The organism is Maridesulfovibrio salexigens DSM 2638, from assembly GCF_000023445.1.
Lineage (GTDB): Bacteria > Desulfobacterota > Desulfovibrionia > Desulfovibrionales > Desulfovibrionaceae > Maridesulfovibrio > Maridesulfovibrio salexigens.
This window is the reverse complement of sequence record NC_012881.1, coordinates 470,730-489,310: the sequence shown is the minus strand read 5'-3', so window position 1 is coordinate 489,310 and position 18,581 is coordinate 470,730. Positions and strand designations below refer to the sequence as shown.

At 51.5% G+C, this 18,581-nt stretch carries 16 protein-coding genes; 11 read left to right on the top strand and 5 right to left on the bottom strand.

Translation table 11 applies throughout. The features are described 5' to 3' along the window. Window positions 1–186 precede the first annotated feature (186 nt). From nifH to DESAL_RS02205, 11 genes are all read left to right on the top strand, one after another. Complete coding sequence (gene nifH / locus DESAL_RS02255; protein WP_015850333.1) at window positions 187–1,014, top strand: nitrogenase iron protein; 828 nt, start codon at window positions 187–189, stop codon at window positions 1,012–1,014. Window positions 1,015–1,221: 207 nt separating this feature from the next. Beyond that, the gene (locus DESAL_RS02250) at window positions 1,222–1,569 is read left to right on the top strand and encodes a P-II family nitrogen regulator (protein ID WP_015850332.1); all 348 of its coding nucleotides are present in this window, start codon (window positions 1,222–1,224) and stop codon (window positions 1,567–1,569) included. Window position 1,570: 1 nt separating this feature from the next. Further along, window positions 1,571–1,945 carry a P-II family nitrogen regulator gene (locus DESAL_RS02245; RefSeq protein WP_015850331.1) on the top strand — a complete coding sequence of 125 codons (375 nt, stop codon included), beginning with the start codon at window positions 1,571–1,573 and terminating at the stop codon, window positions 1,943–1,945. An 18-nt stretch (window positions 1,946–1,963) separates the two neighbouring features. Continuing rightward, window positions 1,964–3,598, top strand: a complete 1,635-nt coding sequence (gene nifD / locus DESAL_RS02240; protein WP_015850330.1) for a nitrogenase molybdenum-iron protein alpha chain — start codon at window positions 1,964–1,966, stop codon at window positions 3,596–3,598. Between the two features lie 155 nt (window positions 3,599–3,753). Further along, window positions 3,754–5,127: a nitrogenase molybdenum-iron protein subunit beta gene (nifK, locus tag DESAL_RS02235; RefSeq protein ID WP_015850329.1), complete on the top strand. Its 1,374-nt coding sequence runs from the start codon at window positions 3,754–3,756 to the stop codon at window positions 5,125–5,127. Between the two features lie 125 nt (window positions 5,128–5,252). Then, window positions 5,253–6,383 (top strand): NifB/NifX family molybdenum-iron cluster-binding protein, encoded by a 1,131-nt coding sequence (locus DESAL_RS02230; RefSeq protein ID WP_015850328.1) that lies wholly within the window; start codon window positions 5,253–5,255, stop codon window positions 6,381–6,383. A gap of 16 nt (window positions 6,384–6,399) precedes the next feature. After that, a complete protein-coding gene (locus DESAL_RS02225) occupies window positions 6,400–6,702 on the top strand; it encodes a (2Fe-2S) ferredoxin domain-containing protein (protein ID WP_015850327.1) in 303 nt (100 codons plus the stop codon). A 64-nt stretch (window positions 6,703–6,766) separates the two neighbouring features. Next, a complete protein-coding gene (locus DESAL_RS02220; protein ID WP_015850326.1) occupies window positions 6,767–7,222 on the top strand; it encodes a GNAT family N-acetyltransferase in 456 nt (151 codons plus the stop codon). Window positions 7,223–7,236: 14 nt separating this feature from the next. After that, window positions 7,237–8,601: a nitrogenase iron-molybdenum cofactor biosynthesis protein NifE gene (nifE, locus tag DESAL_RS02215; RefSeq protein ID WP_015850325.1), complete on the top strand. Its 1,365-nt coding sequence runs from the start codon at window positions 7,237–7,239 to the stop codon at window positions 8,599–8,601. A gap of 2 nt (window positions 8,602–8,603) precedes the next feature. Continuing rightward, the gene (locus DESAL_RS02210; protein WP_012766031.1) at window positions 8,604–9,962 is read left to right on the top strand and encodes a nitrogenase component 1; all 1,359 of its coding nucleotides are present in this window, start codon (window positions 8,604–8,606) and stop codon (window positions 9,960–9,962) included. Between the two features lie 35 nt (window positions 9,963–9,997). Continuing rightward, window positions 9,998–11,269 carry a radical SAM protein gene (locus tag DESAL_RS02205; RefSeq protein WP_012766030.1) on the top strand — a complete coding sequence of 424 codons (1,272 nt, stop codon included), beginning with the start codon at window positions 9,998–10,000 and terminating at the stop codon, window positions 11,267–11,269. Window positions 11,270–11,495: 226 nt separating this feature from the next. Here DESAL_RS02205 and DESAL_RS02200 read toward each other — a convergent pair whose 3' ends face one another. From DESAL_RS02200 to tssJ, 5 genes are all read right to left on the bottom strand, one after another. Beyond that, window positions 11,496–12,215, bottom strand: a complete 720-nt coding sequence (locus tag DESAL_RS02200) for a hypothetical protein (RefSeq protein ID WP_012766029.1) — start codon at window positions 12,213–12,215, stop codon at window positions 11,496–11,498. A gap of 10 nt (window positions 12,216–12,225) precedes the next feature. Further along, on the bottom strand, window positions 12,226–15,729 hold the full coding sequence (locus DESAL_RS02195) for a type VI secretion protein IcmF/TssM N-terminal domain-containing protein (protein WP_012766028.1): 3,504 nt from the start codon (window positions 15,727–15,729) through the stop codon (window positions 12,226–12,228). A 93-nt stretch (window positions 15,730–15,822) separates the two neighbouring features. Beyond that, window positions 15,823–16,548 (bottom strand): DotU family type IV/VI secretion system protein, encoded by a 726-nt coding sequence (locus DESAL_RS02190; protein ID WP_012766027.1) that lies wholly within the window; start codon window positions 16,546–16,548, stop codon window positions 15,823–15,825. 68 nt (window positions 16,549–16,616) lie between these two features. Beyond that, on the bottom strand, window positions 16,617–17,996 hold the full coding sequence (tssK, locus tag DESAL_RS02185; RefSeq protein ID WP_012766026.1) for a type VI secretion system baseplate subunit TssK: 1,380 nt from the start codon (window positions 17,994–17,996) through the stop codon (window positions 16,617–16,619). A gap of 3 nt (window positions 17,997–17,999) precedes the next feature. Further along, a complete protein-coding gene (gene tssJ / locus DESAL_RS02180; protein WP_012766025.1) occupies window positions 18,000–18,572 on the bottom strand; it encodes a type VI secretion system lipoprotein TssJ in 573 nt (190 codons plus the stop codon). Between the last annotated feature and the right edge of the window lie 9 nt (window positions 18,573–18,581).

The following is an 18,581-nucleotide window of genomic DNA, read 5'->3' as shown; positions in this document are numbered from 1 at the left end:
TTTCCTACAATTTTGTACAGAACATTCGTTGCAATCTACATTTTTCGTATGTCTTTACTTTTCTTTATTTTTCAAATTTTACCCTATTATTACAAATATTTAATTATCAAAACCAGCTTTGGCACACCACTTGCCTTATGTGAGTCAGCAACAACGAAAATCAATCCAAACCACATGGAGGAGAAAATGAGAAAAGTAGCAATCTACGGAAAAGGCGGCATCGGAAAATCCACCACCACCCAGAACACCGTAGCCGGACTGGCAACAATGGATCGCAAAGTAATGGTCGTGGGCTGTGACCCCAAAGCGGACTCCACCCGTCTGCTGCTCGGTGGTCTGGCTCAGAAATCCGTTCTCGACACCCTTCGTGAAGAAGGTGAAGACGTTGAACTTGAGGATATCCGTAAACCCGGTTTCGGCGAATCATGGTGTGTTGAGTCCGGCGGTCCTGAACCCGGCGTAGGCTGTGCAGGTCGCGGTATCATCACTTCCATCAACATGCTCGAAAACCTCGGTGCCTACGAAGAAGGCGAAAACCTCGACTATGTTTTCTATGACGTTCTCGGTGACGTTGTTTGCGGTGGATTCGCCATGCCCATCCGCGATGGTAAGGCTGAAGAAATTTACATCGTATGTTCCGGCGAAATGATGGCCATGTATGCGGCCAACAACATCTGCAAAGGTATCATGAAATACGCTGAGTCCGGCGGAGTTCGTCTCGGCGGCCTGATCTGCAACTCACGTAACGTTGATAACGAAAAAGAGATGATCGAAGAGCTGGCCAAAAAGCTCGGCACCCAGATGATCTACTTCGTTCCCCGCGACAACGACGTACAGCGCGCGGAAATCAACCGTAAAACCGTAATCGAATGGGACGACACCGTACCGCAGGCCGATGCTTACAGAGGTCTCGCCGAAGCAATCGATAAAAACGAAATGTTCGTCGTACCCACTCCTCTTGAAATCGAAGAACTGGAACAGCTGCTCCTCGATTACGGCCTGATGGAAGCATAAAAGACTCCCCAAACCTCCCGGTCCTGCAAAAACATCTGATCCCACACAATTGAGGGTCAACAAAGGCGAAGCCCTAATAAATGTTTTTGAAGAGTCCAGAGAAACTTTTCCCAAAAAGTTTCTTTGGCCCCGGAGGGCCGCCGGAGGCATATCAATCCATTCTTAAAAGCGCGCAGCGCATCAAATAGCAGAGCAAGGAGAGAACTAATGATGATCATGGTGAGAGCAATTGTAAGACCGGAAAAAGCGGACGACGTACTGGCCGCACTCATGGACAACGGCTACCCCGCTGTAACCAAATATTCCGTAGCAGGCCGCGGTAAACAGCGCGGTATCAAGATCGGCGAAGTAACCTACGACGAAATCCCCAAAACCATGCTCATGAGCGTAGTCAAAGCTGATGACAAGGACTTCGTAATCAACACCATCATGGATGCGGCCCGCTCAGGAACAAAAGGCGCTTTCGGTGACGGCAAGATCTTTGTGACCGATGTCGAGGATGTCTACACCATCAGCTCAGGCGTAAACGAAGCAGCTCCCGTTGAGGAGGCATAGCATGAAGGAAATCATCGCAGTCGTGCGGATGGACATGATGAACCGCACTAAAAAAGCGCTCACCGAAGCAGGCTTGGATGCCTTCTTCGCACATGAGGCTCAGGGACGCGGAAAAGGCTTCATCAATCCGGCAGTCCTTGAGGGAGTTGAATCCGGCTACGAAGAAGCTGCCGCAGTTCTCGGCGAAAAAGGCAAACTTTATCCCAAACGAGTTCTTACCGCAGTTGTTCCCGAAGAATCAGTGGAATCAATAATTGAGACCATCATTGAAGTGAACAAAACCGGCAAACCCGGTGACGGAAAGATATTCATCTGTCCCGTAGGCGATGCAGTCAGGGTCAGAACCGGAGAAACAGGCGCGAAGTCCATCGCCTAACCACGAAGGAGAGAAACAATGAGTAAGACCAAAGTGGTGCAGTGGGACCCGGCGGACATCAAGGAAGAACTTCTGAAGAAGTATCCGCCCAAGGTAGCCCGCAAGCGCGCCAAACAGATTATGATCAACGAAGCGACTGAAAGCGAGGCACCGCCCGAAATCGTCGCTAACGTAAGAACCATTCCCGGTATCATCACCATGCGCGGCTGCACATACGCAGGCTGTAAGGGCGTTATCATGGGCCCGACCCGCGACATCGTTAACATCACCCACGGACCCATCGGCTGCGGATTCTATTCATGGCTGACCCGCCGTAACCAGACCTCTCCCGGTCCCGACGGCGAAAACTACATGACCTACTGCTTTTCTACGGACATGCAGGATCAGGACATCATCTTCGGTGGTGAAAAAAAACTCGAAGCGGCCATTCAGGAAGCTTACGATCTCTTCCATCCCAAGGGGATCTGCATCTTCTCCACCTGTCCGGTAGGTCTGATCGGTGACGATGTACACGCCGTAGCCAAAAAGATGAAAGCCAAACTAGGCGACTGCAACGTCTTCGGCTTCTCCTGTGAAGGTTACAAGGGTGTTTCCCAGTCCGCCGGTCACCATATCGCCAACAACCAGGTTTTCACCCACCTTGTTGGTGAGAACAAAGAACCTCGCACCGAGGAATACAAGATCAACCTGCTCGGCGAATACAACATCGGCGGTGACGGCTTTGAGATTGACCGCATTCTCAAGAAATGCGGCATCACCAACATCGCAACCTTCTCCGGCAACTCAACCTATGACCAGTTTGCCTCAGCCCAGCACGCAGACCTCAGCTGTGTCATGTGCCACCGTTCAATCAACTACGTGGCCGACATGCTGGAAACAAAATACGGCATCCCGTGGATCAAGGTTAACTTCATCGGTGCGGAAGCAACTGCAAAGTCCCTGCGCAAAATCGGTGAATACTTCGGCGACAAAAAACTCATCGACAAAATCGAAGCTGTAATAGCCGAAGAAATGCCCGAAGTGGAAGCCACTGCCAAGGACGTGCGTTCACGCACTGAAGGCAAGACCGCCATGCTTTTCGTGGGCGGATCACGTGCACACCACTATCAGGAACTGTTCAATGAAATGGGCATGAAGACTCTTTCCGCCGGTTACGAATTCGGTCACCGCGATGACTACGAAGGCCGCCGCGTAATCCCGGACATCAAGGTTGATGCGGACTCCCGTAACATTGAAGAAATCGAAGTTGAAGCTGATCCGGAACTCTACAGCCCGCGCAAGACCGAGGCGGAAATCAAAGCTCTTGAAGACGCAGGATACGAGTTCAAACATTACGATGGCCTCAACCCTGACATGGATAAAGGCACAATTATTATCGATGACCTGAACCAGTACGAAGCTGAAAAGCTGGTGGAACTCCTCAAACCTGACCTTTTCTGCGCAGGCATCAAGGAAAAGTTCTCCATCCAGAAACTGGGCGTGCCCTTAAAGCAGCTGCATAGCTACGATTCCGGCGGACCTTACGCAGGATTCAAGGGCGCAATCAACTTCTACAAGGAAATTGACCGTCTCGTAGGAAGCAAGGTCTGGAGCTACATGAAAGCCCCCTGGCAGGAAAACCCCGAGCTCACCGCTACTTTCGTGTGGGAATAACCAGAGCGCCACAAAACAGCGATCTGCTTCGTTGCTGCGGTAAAGCCAGAAACTCACATACGCTTTAGTATGCTTCGTTCCTGCCTTTATCTTACGCCTCACATCTCACCATTTTGTGACGCTCTGGACGGAGAAAAGATTAAGGAGACATAGAAATGTTACTCAGACACACCCCCACAGAAATAAGTGATCGCAAGACACTGGTCATTAACCCGGCCAAGACTTGTCAGCCCATCGGTGCCATGTACGCCGCTCTGGGAGTAAAAGGCTGCCTGCCCCACTCGCACGGTTCACAGGGCTGCTGTGCCTATCACAGGTCCATGCTGACCAGACACTATAAAGAACCCGTTTCCGCGGCGACCAGTTCCTTTACTGAAGGCGCTTCGGTTTTCGGCGGACAGGCCAACCTCATTCAGGCCATCAACAATATCTTCACGGTCTACGAACCGGAAGTCATCGCGGTGCACACCACCTGCCTTTCCGAAACCATCGGTGACGACCTGACCCAGATCATCACCAAGGCCAGCAAAGAAGGCAAAATCCCCGAAGGCAAAACTGTTTTCGGCGCACCGACCCCCAGTTACGTGGGATCGCACGTTACCGGTTTCTCCAACATGGTCAAAGCCATGGCCCAGCTCGCCGAGCCTACTTCCCAAAAGAACGGCAAGGTCAACATCATCCCCGGTTGGGTGGAACCCTGCGACATGGAAGAGATCAAGCGTCTCTGCTCCATGATCGGGGTGGACATCACCATGTTCCCGGATACCTCCGGCGTACTGAACGGTCCCCTTAGCGGCGAATACAAAATGTTCCCTGACGGCGGCGTAACCATAAAAGAACTGAAAGAGGCCGGACAAGCTACCGGAACCATCGCACTCGGCGAATGGTGCTCCGCAGACGGAGCCCGCTGGCTCGACTCCAAGCACAAGGTCCCCTGTACCGTGCTGGATATGCCTTTCGGCCTGAAAGCAACCGACCGTTTCATCGACGTATTGCGCACCGTAGCCGGAGCATCCATCCCCGAGTCCGTATCTTACGAGCGCGGACAGCTGGTGGATATGATTTCGGACATGCACCAGTACCTCTACGGCAAGAAGGTCGCCATTTACGGTGATCCCGACCAGCTCATTTCCATGGTGGAATTCCTCCGTTCCATCGATATGTGCCCGGTCTACGTAGTTACCGGTACTCCCGGCAAGAAATTCGAAAAACGGATCAAGGAACTTACTGCGGACATGCCTTACGAATGCAAGGTCAAAGCTAAAGGCGACATGTTCCTCATGCATCAGTGGATCAAAAACGAACCTGTGGATCTACTCATGGGTAACTCCTACGGCAAATACATTGCCCGCGACGAAGACATCCCGTTCCTGCGCTGGGGCTTCCCCATCACAGACCGTCAGGGACACCAGTACTTCCCCACCGTGGGCTACAAGGGAGGTCTGAGACTGCTTGAAAAGATCCTCGGACTGCTCATGGATCGCATTGACCGCGATACTCCCGAAGAAACCTTTGAACTTGTACTTTAATTGATTTGAGGCGCTATCGCGCTTCTGCCAGATGATTTCGCCTCCGGCGGCCAAAGGAGCTAAGCCCCTTTGGAATCCCTAGTAGGGGATTTTCCGCCGGAGGCCAAACAAAACGGAGCAACACCATGACTACTTCTACTTCACATCCCTGTTTCGGCCCCTCGGCCCGTGCATCAGTCGGCCGCATTCACCTTCCGGTTGCTCCCAAGACTTTTGCCCGCACCAGATTCGCTCCTGACGCCAAGCTTCCCGCAGCCATGCTCCCGGAAGACGCAGTTGCCATGCTTGATGAACTGATCAACTCCGGCAAAAAGATCAAAGTTGTAGGCATTACCGGTCCCGGCGACCCGCTGGCTGATTTTGAAACCACCTACAAAACCCTGAAAATGGTCAGAGAAAAATACCCGCGCATGAACCTCTGCCTGACCACTCTGGGTATCGGCGGCGAAAAGCACGCGGAAAAACTGGCGGAACTCAATATTTCCCACATAACTGTTTTGGTGGATGCGGCGGACTCAGCTACCGCCGAAAAAATCTATGCATGGATTCGCCCGTCCACCAAAAACATCCCCCTGCCCGAAGCCAGCATAATGCTCATGAAAGAACAGGGAGCAACCATCAAGGCTTTCAAAAATGCAGGCCTGACCGTGAAGGTCAACACAACTCTATACTCTGAGAATATTGACCAGATCGAAAGCATCGCCATCGCAGTTAAGACACTTGATGCAGACATCATGGGATTAATTCCTTTCATCCCTGAAAGGAAAAGCGAATTTTCCGCAGTAAGCGACGCGCAGATAAAAACTGCCCGGGAACTGGCTGCAAAACATATTGAACTTATGGAGCCGTGGCTCAGATGCGGTTCAGACATGGAGCTGGAACGACCGACATCAAGTTCTCTGCCTAAACCTAGCGTTAGCCGCCCCAATGTTGCGGTGGCAAGTTCCGGCGGAATGGATATCGACCTGCATCTGGGCCACGCCCATAAAATCATGATCTACGGCCCGCGTGAAGACGGTCTGGCCTGCCTGCTTGAGACAAGAGAGGCCCCGGAACCGGGCGGAGGAGCAGCCCGCTGGGAAAAGCTGGCCGAGATTCTGAATGACTGTTTCGTACTGCTCTGCGCCGCAGCAGGGGAAACTCCGAAAAAAATTCTAGCCGCCAACGGAATCAGAACCGTGATCTCGGAAGACAACGTCGAAGGCACAGTGGATGTGCTCTACGGCGGCGGCAAAAAAGGCAAGTGCAAAAAGTAAACACGAGGAGAAGAATATGGCTACCCCTGAAAGAATGATCATCTGTTGTCAGAGTTTCCGCGCTGCCGGCGCACCCAAAGGTATCTGTCACAAACAGACCGATGGTTTCCTGCAATACATTGAAGAAGAAATCATCGACCGCGGCATAGACGCACTGGTGGTAGCCACCAGCTGTCTTAAGCAGTGCGATAACGGCCCCATCCTCGTGGTTCAACCTGAGAACTGGTGGTTCAAGGGTGTGGATTCCGAAGAAGCCATTGATGAAATCCTTGATGGCCTTGAAGACGGCGAACCCTGCGCAGACTATCTGCTGGATTAATTAACTTTATCATCAACATTTCAAAATTCACGCTTCTGAATTTTGGAAACCATAGAGGGAGCATATGCCGGCCACAGTTCATATACGCAACGCCAACTCTGCTGATCTGGCCCCCATGACCGATCTGCTGAAGTCACTTTTCTCCGTCGAGAAGGACTTTTCAGCGGATGGGAACAGACAGATGAAGGGGTTGAGAATGCTGCTAGGCAATCCCCGGGCACGCATTCTGGTTGCAGAAGAACAGGGTGGAGTGGTCGGCATGTGCACCGGTCAGATTGTAATCTCAACCGCTGAAGGCGGCCCGTCTATCCTTGTTGAAGACGTGGTTGTCCGCAACGATCGGCAAGGGGAGGGAATCGGCACCATGCTTATGGAAGCCATTCTCGAATTCGCAGAAGAGAACAGAGCAACAAGACTGCAACTGCTTGCAGACTGCGACAATACCCCGGCCCTGAAATTCTACGAAAAGATAGGCTGGAGCAACACAAGCCTGATCTGCCTTCGCAAGGCGAACGCATAGCAACGGAGCACATCATGAATGAATATACAATATTAGAAGAACGTAAAGACCAGATCCACCGCACGGGCGAGGGAGCACTGGACATGGCCTGCAACCGGGAATCACTTGCCGGAGCAGTGAGTCAGAGAGCCTGTGTTTTCTGCGGTTCAAGGGTCGTTCTCTATCCCATAGCCGATGCCCTGCACCTGGTGCACGGGCCTATCGGCTGTGCGGTTTACACCTGGGACATCCGTGGCGCACTTTCCAGCGGACCGGAACTGCACCGCCTCTCCTTTTCCACAGACTTGCAGGAAACAGACGTCATCTTCGGCGGCGAAAAAAAACTTGAAGCCGCCCTTGATGAACTCATCGACCGCCATAGCCCCAAGGCAGCCTTTGTCTACTCCACCTGCATTGTCGGCATCATCGGCGATGACCTTGAAGCGGTCTGTAGAAAGATGAGCGCGAAAAAAGGCATCCCCGTACTCCCGGTACAGTCTGAAGGATTCAAGGGCAGCAAGCGTGAAGGTTATCTCGCGGCCTGCAAAGCCATGTTTAAACTGGTGGGAACCGAGGACACCTCGGATATCTCCCCGCTTTCCGTGAACATTCTCGGCGACTTCAACCTTGCCGGGGAAATCTGGATCATCCGCGAATATTTCAAAAAAATGGGGGTGGAGGTCGTCGCCAACATTACCGGTGACGGACGTGTGAAGGATATCGGGCGCAGCCACGGTGCGGCCCTTAACCTTGTACAGTGTTCGGGTGCGACATTGGATTTGGCAAAAATGATGAAAGAGGAATACGGCACGCCCTTTATGCGCGTCTCCTACCTCGGCATCGAAGACATGGCCGATTCCCTCTATCAGGTTGCTGATTTCTTCAAGGATGTCGACCCGGACATTGTCAAACGCACGGAAGATCTCGTCCGCGAAGAACTCTCAAAACTCATGCCCGAACTAGCCCGCATGCGCAAAGACCTCGAAGGCAAAAAAGTCGCCATGTACGTGGGCGGTTCTTTCAAGGCATTCTCCCTGCTCAAGGCCTTCCGCCATCTGGGTATGAAAGTAGTTATGGTCGGGTCCCAGACCGGAACCAAGGAAGATTATGCTGAGCTGGAACGCATATCCGATCCCGGCACCATCCTCGTTGATGACGCCAACCCACTCGAACTCTCAGCGTTCATTAAAGAAAAGGACGTTGATATCTTCGTAGGCGGCGTAAAAGAACGTCCCATCGCCTTCAAGATGGGTGTCGGTTTCTGCGATCACAACCACGAGCGCAAGGAAGCCCTTGAAGGTTTCGAAGGCATGCTCAACTTCGCCCGTGAAATTCATTCATCAGCCATGAGCCCGGTCTGGAACTTTGTACCCCGTAGAGCCAAAAAGACAGGAGAATAGCCATGACTACCAAGAGTAAAAATTACACATCCACAACTAATGCCTGCAAACTCTGCACACCCCTTGGCGCATCGCTCGCATTCAGAGGCGTAGAAGGCTCCATTCCTTTCCTGCACGGCTCACAGGGCTGCGCTACTTACATGCGCCGTTATATCATCAGCCATTTCCGGGAACCTGTGGACATCGCTTCCTCAGCTTTGGGAGAAAAGCACGCGATTTACGGCGGCGGCCCGAACCTGAAGAAGGGCATCCTCAATGTGATGAAAAAGTACGAGCCGAAAATCGTCGGCGTAGCGACGACCTGCCTGACTGAAACCATCGGCGATGATGTACCCATGTATCTCAAGGAATTCTTTGACGAATTCGGTGACCTGAATCTGCCCGACATAGTGCAGGTTTCCACTCCCAGCTACAATGGCACACACGTGGACGGCTGGCACGGGGCAGTGCGCTCCATGGTTGAGCAGCTTTGCACTGAGAAGGCAGAAAATGACGGGCACATCAACATCCTGCCCAACATGGTTTCCTGCGAAGACGTTCGCCACCTCTTTGATATTTGTGAAGACTTCGGCCTGAAAGCAACCATTCTGCCTGATATTTCCGAAACACTCGATGGTCCGGCTCTTGAGGATTACATGAAAATCCCGGTTGGCGGGACTCCGGTTGAGGACATCAAGAAAATGTCCGGCGCGAAGGCAACCATCGAACTAGGTCGCTGCGTGCCCGCCAAGAGCGGCGGAAGCAGCCTTGCGGAACGTTTCGGAGTGGCAAACCACCGCATAGGTCTGCCTATGGGACTGCGCGAGTCGGATATTTTCTTCGAAACACTTGAAGCTGTTTCCGGCAAGGAAATGCCCGCCCGTTACGAACGTGAACGCGGCAGACTGATCGATGCCTACGTTGACGGACACAAATACGTGTTCGGTAAACGGGCGGTTGTTTACGGCGAGGAAGACCTCGTAACCGGACTGTGTGCATTTCTGGCTGAAATCGGCGTGGACGTTATCCTTGCCGGTTCCGGTGCCAAGAAAAAAGGCATGGCCGAAGCAGTCACTGCTGTAACCGAAGGCGTGGGCAGAACCATCCCCGAAATCCATGAAGGCGTTGACTTCCACGACATTTCCGAAAGAGCCGAAGAACTGAAACCCGATATGCTTATCGGACATTCCAAGGGATACCGCTACGCCAAAGCATGGGACATTCCCCTGATCAGGGTCGGTTTTCCAGTCCATGACCGCTTCGGCGGACAGCGCATCCCGACCCTCGGCTATCGCGGAACGCAGCATCTCTTCGACCGCATTGTAAACGCCATGCTGGAAAAGAAGCAGGCAGATAACTCCGTTGGCTACGGCTACATGTAAGAATTTATTACTATTAATATACTGGGAGAATTACCATGCAGAAAGATACTACTAAACACCCGTGCTTCAACAAAGAAACCGCAGGCTCCTGTGGACGTGTTCATCTCCCGGTAGCCCCCAAGTGCAACATCCAGTGCAACTACTGCAACCGCAAATATGATTGCGTTAACGAATCGCGTCCCGGCGTGACCAGCAGTGTCCTTAAACCTTTTCAGGCTGCGGAATACATGGATGCAGTACTGGAGAAAGAACCGCGCATCACCGTTGCCGGTATAGCAGGACCGGGCGACCCTTTTGCCAACCCGGAAGAGACTCTGGAAACCATGCGTTTACTCAATAAAAAACATCCGCACCTGATTTTCTGCCTGTCCTCCAACGGCATGGGTATCCTGCCTTATCTGGATGAACTAAAAGAACTGGGCGTATCCCACGTAACCATCACCATCAGTGCGATCGATCCAAAAATCGGAGCCAAGATTTATTCATGGGTCAAGGACGGCAAGGTGGTCTATCACGGCGAAAAAGGCGCGAAAGTTCTGCTTGAGCGCCAGCTTGCAGCGATCAAGGGCCTGAAGGAACGGGGCATCACCGTAAAAATCAATTCCATCGTCATCCCCGGTATCAATGAGCATCATATTGCTGAAGTTTCCAAAGTATGTGCCGATCTCGGCGCGGACATCCAGAATATGATCCCGCTTAAGCCGACAGCAGATACGCCTTTTGCAGACATAATTGAGCCGGGACATGAGACCATCGGTCCCCTGCGCAAAGAAGCATGCAAAGTAATCGAACAGATGACCCACTGCCGCCGCTGCCGTGCTGATGCTGTAGGGCTTTTAGGTGACGATAAATCAGTTGCCCTCTGCGGAACCATGAAATCCTGTTCTGAACTGAAACCTATTGATGTGAAAGGTCCACGCCCTTACGTGGCAGTTGCCTCCCGCGAAGGAATGTTGGTCAACCAGCATCTTGGTGAAGCTAAGGAATTCCACATCTGGGCCGAAGATGGAAGTGGCGGCTTCAAACTGGTTGAAAAACGGCCCGCACCCAAAGCCGGATGCGGTCCGCAGCGATGGACCGACCTTGCAGCCACTCTCAGCGACTGTCGCGCAGTGCTGGCAGCAGCCATCGGGGAAACCCCGCAGGTAATGCTGGCTGAAGACGGCGTGGAACCTTACGTAATCGGCGGGTTCATCGAGGACGCACTGGCTACGGTCTACAGTGGCGGAAATATGGATATTCATAAGGGACGGCGTGGCAGCATCGCAGACGCCTGTTGTACCGGAACCGGCACCAAATGCGGTTAAGATTTAAAAATTGCTCCGTGCTAATTTTGTTCAGAAGTAGTGAGATGCAAGGAGCAAGAAAAATTCAAGACCGAAGCGTATCTTAATACGTGAGGGTTTGAATTTTTCGCAGCGACGATGCAGATCGCTGCTTATGGACAAAATTAGATTTTTATAGGAATGCTCCGTTTCTATAAATCACACTGCGAAGCCCCTGCCAAGTTGCTCTGGCCGGGGCTTCACTGTTTTACTCTTTTTCTTTTTGCTGAAGCTTTTCGGTAACAACAATATCAAGTCCCTGCGGGGTTCGTATCAGTTGCGGGGACGGACCTTTTTCAGCTTCGGGATTGCGGAAATTAAAGGCCAATCGCAAACGGTCCGTATGCCTGCCCAGAACCACCTGCCCCACAAACCCAGAAATGAAATCAGTTACCCTCGGAACGGAATAACGCCACTTGCCGCGTAGATCCACCACCAGCTTGGAAGGTTTGTCCATCCAGAAATACGTAACCCTGCCCACCTCACTCGAAGTCTGCAAACGGGCCAAAAACTCAGTTTCCGTATGGGTAAATTCAAGATTATCCAACATACCGACCTTGGAAGCCGAAACAGCCTGTGTGCGGTTAGCGGCAAGATCTTCTTGAATTTCGCGTTTAACCGGATCGGAATCTGCCTGATTTATGGTCTGATTTCCTTCAATAAACTGTTCCACATCCCGTTCAACTTTGCGGACTTCGTGAATAACTTCCCTGCGCACGGAAGTTGCTTCTTCCGTGGCAACCTGCAGCAGAGTCTCTGAGCCGTTTACAGCAGAAGATCCGTTAAAAAGCATCTGTACAGGCTTATTGAAATCACTGATAAAAGTATCAAAATCGCCCCACACGGTAAGTACAAACAAACCGGAAACTGCACCCAGCCAAATCAGGAAGAGCAGGATGTAAAATCTTCTGTAAAAGACAGTCAGCACATCCGCCTCCTTAATTTTCCCAGCAATCGGTTATAAAATTGGGCAGGTTCAAGGGCTTGATCTGTAAGACCTCGATAACCGGAACAGCACCGCTGAAATTGTAGCCGACCTTTACACTGCTTACGCCCAGACCTTGCAAGCCCTTGGCCTGATCCGGAAAATCCTTGGGACTGAAATTGACCTCGCCATTACGGAACTCGGACAAGAACTTGGCAAAACCAAGCTTGCCCTCATAGGTCTTGACCAGATCAATACCCGGAAAACGGATGGTCAGGGTGGTTGTACCGCACTGATCAGGCTTCCATGTGAAAGTCGTCTTTTCGGAATAGTTATAGTTTACCAACTCCTGTCTGCCACTGCCGCATTCAAGGGATAGGGTTGTGGCGTACGGCTCCTGCGTGGCATTGGAATTCACGGAAGTAGGAATGGTAGACAATCCGACCTTGTATTCAGGCTGAATTTCCTGTGCTCCCTGCTCTCCGTCATTGAGAAAAACAAAGAATTCTTCACGGAACGGAAAAGGAATTCCCAGCCATTGACGGCTTTGCCAGCCCTTAACTCCTTTGCTCAGGAAAGGAGAAGCACTGCTTGAAGTAAACTTATTAACAATTCCGCTTTTGCCGAACAAAGTGGTCCGCAGCTTGTCCGAAGGTACGTGGGCCGTTTCAGCCAGCACTTTGCCTTCCCAAAGCTGCTGCAATTCGCAGGAAGCTTCCATGGTGATCACGTAGACCATGAACTCCAGCGGTCCGGCCACAAGATTCCAAAACATATGGGTGCCCTGCCCTCCACTACGCATGCGGGTGCGCAAAGCGGCCATAGCTCTGGTAGCTCCGTCCACAGGATTCTTCTTCACTGCTCCGGCAGACTTGCTCTCCGCCCCGCTGCCTTCAGAACTCTGTCCGGTAGCAGGATAAAGAGCAGCCGCACTCTTAAAGGCTGTTTCCTGACTGGTGGTAAACCCGGCCAGATCATGCAACACCTGCATGTACTCATCGAGCTGTTTGGCTCCCTCAATACGGGCCTCAATATTTTCAGCCATCTTGCCGCCCAGATCCGCCATGATTTTACGCAGGGACTCCTCTGCCTTCTGGGAAGATTCTTCTACACCCTTGGCTTTCATGGCCTTGTACTGGGTCAGCACAATGTTGAAATCAAAAAGATCAGCAATCCAATCCGGGGCAGTTCCCAATCCCTTTATTACCGAAAATTCCTCTTTCATCCTGCCTAGCAGCTTGAAGTAAGGGTTGTCGGCATTAGCCATAGTATGAGCCATGCTGCTGTAATCATCTTTAGTCAGCAACTGACGCTCACCTTCGGTAAAATGCTCGGAAAAAGAATACCATGAGCGGTAGAATTGCTCTGCATACCAATTCCAGAAATCCTTTTCTCGTTGTGCGAAATCCGTATTATCCGGCATTGCCCTGCGTAATTCCCCAAGGAAATCAGTAAGCATCTTGTGTCCGGTGGTCGTGTAAGCAGGGGGAACATGGACCTCGTTTTCAAAATGCAGTCGCGGCCCGCCCCAAAAATCGCGCAGGGTCACCGGCTGCACTTCAGGATTGGAATCAACCCAATCCACCAGCCACTTAAAATCCGATCCCTTAAGACTGAAGACTTTACCCAGACGTGCCTGCAAGAGCAGCCTTTGCTCTTTTAACCCTTCATCATTTTCAATCCAATCAAGATATGAACTATAAGTTTGCCCATAATACTTCATCAGGTCCGACTCGAACCCCGGAACAGCCATAGACATGGCCTGACCGGAAGGTAGTTCGTACGGAGCCAAGGGCTTTACTTTTCCGCCTTCAATCCGATTATCGAGCAGATCAATGCGCCAGCCGAGCAACTTGACGAAATCACTGACTTCCTGCTCCGAAGAACCGGCATGCAAGCTTTCAATTGTTCGTGACAACTGAGTATCCACAGGTTTCAGCAATGCAGATTCAAACTTTTCAACATAAAGTTTGCGGACCTTCTGCTCCGCTTCAAGGCTGACATCAAGCCCCATACGCGGAACCCACCAGTTTGAATTCAAATCGTGCAAATGCACTATTTTCTGACGGAAACCTTCCATCTCTACAACACATTCATCAATCTTTTCAGAGAACTCTGGTGGTTTCGGGAAGGCGGTAAAAAGATCATCCAGAGCACGACGGTTGCCCAAAAAGGACATGCTGAACAGGCCGCAAACGAAAAACAGCAACAACAACCAGACCAGCATTCCCATATTGCGGGTGAGCAGCTTCCATTTGAGGAATTCAATTATGGGGGTAAACAAATTGCGGTCACGGGTCAGGACCTTGGAAAAGAAGTCGTGCAGGAACAAACCCTGACGAGTGCCCGGAAGCTTTGTTTCAACGTTCTGCAAAGAAGGAAGACTGTCCAGAAAAGCGGAACTCTGCTCACCGCTCTGTTCGCCGCTGGAAAAATAAATTCCCCGGAACAGCGGTTGCTCCTGATAGGGATTCTCCTCGAACACACCGTCCGCAAAAGCCCGGATGCGCGGGCGTAAACGGTCCAGTTCCTCGGCAAAGAGCAGGAAAGCGGGATCAAAGCTGTTCTCCCGATCCAACAGGGTCATACGCAGAGCACGCAGACGTTCGATAACACCGGAAACAGCAGTATCCACAAATTCTTCGGGGTCGGAAGTCATGGACTCATTTACCATGCCCATTGCTTGCGAACGGGCCTCATCAGGAAGAACCTCAGTCAGCCCTTTGAGCCCGAAAACAAGATCCATCTTGGTCAGCAATACGTAGACAGGAAAACGCACACCCAGCACGCGCATAAGTTCATTGACCCGCCGCCGCAGACTGCGCCCGTATTCGTTCAGACTGTCTTCATCTCCGGATTGCAGACGGTCGGCAGGCAGAGTGATGATCAACCCGTTGAGAGGCTCACGTTTGCGGTATTTGACCAGCAGTGTCAGGAATTTCTCCCACTCTTCCTTATCCCGTGATTCATCAATGGGAATGGCGTAACGTCCGGCAGTATCAAGGATGACCGCCTCTTCAAAAAACCACCAGTCACAATTGCGTGTAGCGGAAACTCCGGGAGTAGGCCCTACATCTGAAAGAATAGAGGTCAGCCTGCTGCTGGCGACCGCAGTGCTCTTACCGGAATCAGATTCACCGAAAACCATAAACCACGGCAGAGCGTACAAGGGGTTGCCATGCCTGCGCAGTTCCGAATTCTGGAGCAGTTGCACAGCCTCAGTCCAGCGGGTCTGAAGTTCCTGCAAGCGGGAACGCTCATGCAGCGGGGCGGCGGCAATGGCCGAATCATCCTGATCCACAATGCGTTTTACAAACTTCTTCTCCCGCCTGCGCAACATCCATTTGCGGATGAAAAAGAAAGCTGCAACCAGCCCGATCACCCCGCCGAAAAGACAAGCTCCGGCCCACCACGGCCAGCCCATATAAGTAACAAGGGCATAGGAGGCTACTGCCGCCAGCACAAAAAGCAGCACAATAAAGATGATCTTGAGCAGATTGAGTAGAAATTTCTTCATGCTTTGGCCTTTTCACCCCTTTGAAATCTAGTGCCATACCCTCAAATTATTTCATATTTATTGAAATCAAAACACTCTATTAAAGCCCCAACACTAACCGAACCAGAGCTTTAAGCTCTGCTCAAGCAGAACCTTGTAAGCAAAGTACATCCCGCCAACTACAAGCACAGGCAGGATAAAAAAGATCAGGGAAACAGGATCAAAAATGCGCCCGTAACAGCATTTTCGCGGCGCAGCCTCACCTGTCCCGTAAGATTGTGGAAAAAACGGACCGCTCCCCTTTTCACTTCCGGGTATGCGGGCCACGCACTCCCGGTGCAGCTCTTCCAAACGCTCTTCCCCGGATTCACTGAAATACTTCCCGGTAAAACCTAAGGAGAGGCAGAGGGCGTAAACTTCCAGAACTTCGGACAATCCATTGTCATTGACCGGTTGACCTTCCTTTTCCATATCAGCAAAAAGGCTTTGATCCACCGGACCGTTGTTGCGGTTGAAAAGCTTATCCAGTCGCTCAAAGAATTCCTCGCCCGCATTGGCTGTTCCGTAAAACTCGCGCTGCAAAGGATGTTTAAGCCAATCACGCACCCCGGCCCATTTCGAAATCAGCACAGCTTCATCGGCCCAGGCAAAAACCGCAAAACGTGCATCGTTGTAAAGATCTTCCGGTACCCCCACTAGATCGCTACGGTCATCCATGCGGGTGATCAGCGTCCTCACATCATCACGCACCTGCTCATACTCAGCGCCAGCCATTTCCGCAGATTCGGTCAATAGCCTTATGTAGGTGAAGAGTTCGAGGAAGCAATCAGAGAGATGCATGGAATAATCCCCTAAAATAATTTTGTATTTTGAATTTTAAAATATAAACAACCAGTAAGATTCATCACCTATCCCCTCATGGCGGCTATATAGACCGCAAGGTCACTGGGCGCGCTATCCCAATAAAGAGAAAGACTTCCTGAACGGACCACGTCCTCCCAATGCGGGGATTCGGTATCAATGCGGAAGCACAGGGCATCCTTGGACCTAGGCAATCCGGGAGGCAGATTTTCCATATGAACCATGCCTATACCCTGTACCGCTCGGGCCAGCAGATTACTCATGCCGTGGGTTGCGGAAAGCTTGGCGATATTCATGAGTTCCGGCAAAGCCTGTTCCGGATTCTCGGTCTTTATCAGCAGCCAGAAGCTGTTCCCGGCAACAAAGGCACGTTCCGGCAATTCCACGGTGAAGTAAGGATCACTGAACACGAACTGGCTCATGAATTCCGGTCCGGCAGTCAGGCTGTCCAAAATATTTGTGATAATCTCGCGAGCCTTTTCAAAACAGGGCCCAATATTTTCATGGTCGTAATCGGGCAGGACCTTCTTTCCGTCAGGGCCTTCCCCAAGAGCGGACATTTCCCGTGAGAATGATGACAGCTCCCCGATAATCTGCCGCAGCAGCCCATAAGCGTGCCACGGATGGATATGCGGAGCCGCAGCAAAATGATCCAGCTGCGGGGCGTAACGGTTCAAGGTACGCAAAACCAGCAGGAAAACGGTGGAAGTAAAATCAAGATCACCGGACCCGAGTCCGGCAGGATTCTTATACTGTTCCAGCCTGCGGCAACGCGAAGCAACCTGATCACTGATGTCACTGAAAACATGGCGCAGCCATCTTGAAGCACTCAGGGTGATGCAAGGAGGAACAAAGCTTTCATCAAGGCACACTTCCTGAACATCACGCTCCAAACGGGCCAAGGGAATAATGTTGTAGGCCCCCAGATCATCCAGTTCATTTTCCCAGAATAAACGCAAAACATAGCGCATGGGCTTGATCTGGGCCGCAGGCCCGCTGCCCAGCAGGTCCGGTTGTTCAACCGGATCCGGGGAAACTGCGTACATAGTATTCACCGAAGCGGCGGTATCTTCAACCTGCGCAACATTGCCGCCTTCCGGATTCCACTTGCGCAGCCCCAGATAGACAGTGAAAGGCTTTCCGCCCTCTTCCCATGCGTCCTCAAAGGAACGGGGTTCAATATGGGCATTGCCCGGAAAGGTCACAAGATTACCATCATCAAAGAAGACTTCAATTTCAGTAACTTCAAATTTTTTGCGTTCAAGGGCACCCTCACGGACTTTTAACCCGGAGACCCCCCAGAAATACGGCAATCCGTACTGGCGCATAGCCCGGAAACGATGCAGCTGATGCAGGTCCGAAAGCTGGAAATGCTGGGGTTGCAGGAACAGTCCCTGATGCCAGAACAATGGCTTATCTGCATGCATATCCTACTCCCCCACCTTTTGAATTTCATGGGGTCCGAGAATGATCATTGCATCCAGCTTGGCAGGGGCGTACCAGGTATCTCCCCACCAAAGCATGCCCGTCTCACTCACATCCATGGGAATCTGCCAAGTGCGTGAAGCCTTGCCCTGTAAATCATAATATCCGGCAACCACACCCACGAACTTGGTACCCTCGGCACGGTCCATGGTGATGGTCGAATTGCGTCCCGGCTGTACAAACTCACGTTTGACCTGCGTAACACTCTGGTCAAAGCTGGTGCAATTGAGCATCTTTTCCACACCGGTGGAAGTGCCTGCCAATTCATTGAATTTACTTAGATTTGAAAGCTGATAAAAACAGAGCAGCAAGGTATGTGGAGCATCATCATATTCATTGAGATTCTTATCCACACCCAGCTTAAAGGAAATGGCATTGATCTGGTAAGTCCACTTCATCTGATCCGGACTTGAAGCCGGAGTGGTCACAGTTGTCGGGTTAACCGGCTTTTGTTTGCCACCGCAACTGCAAACAGCCACTAGCAGGAGTAACAGGAGTATCAATAATCTGCCGCGCACAATCCGCCC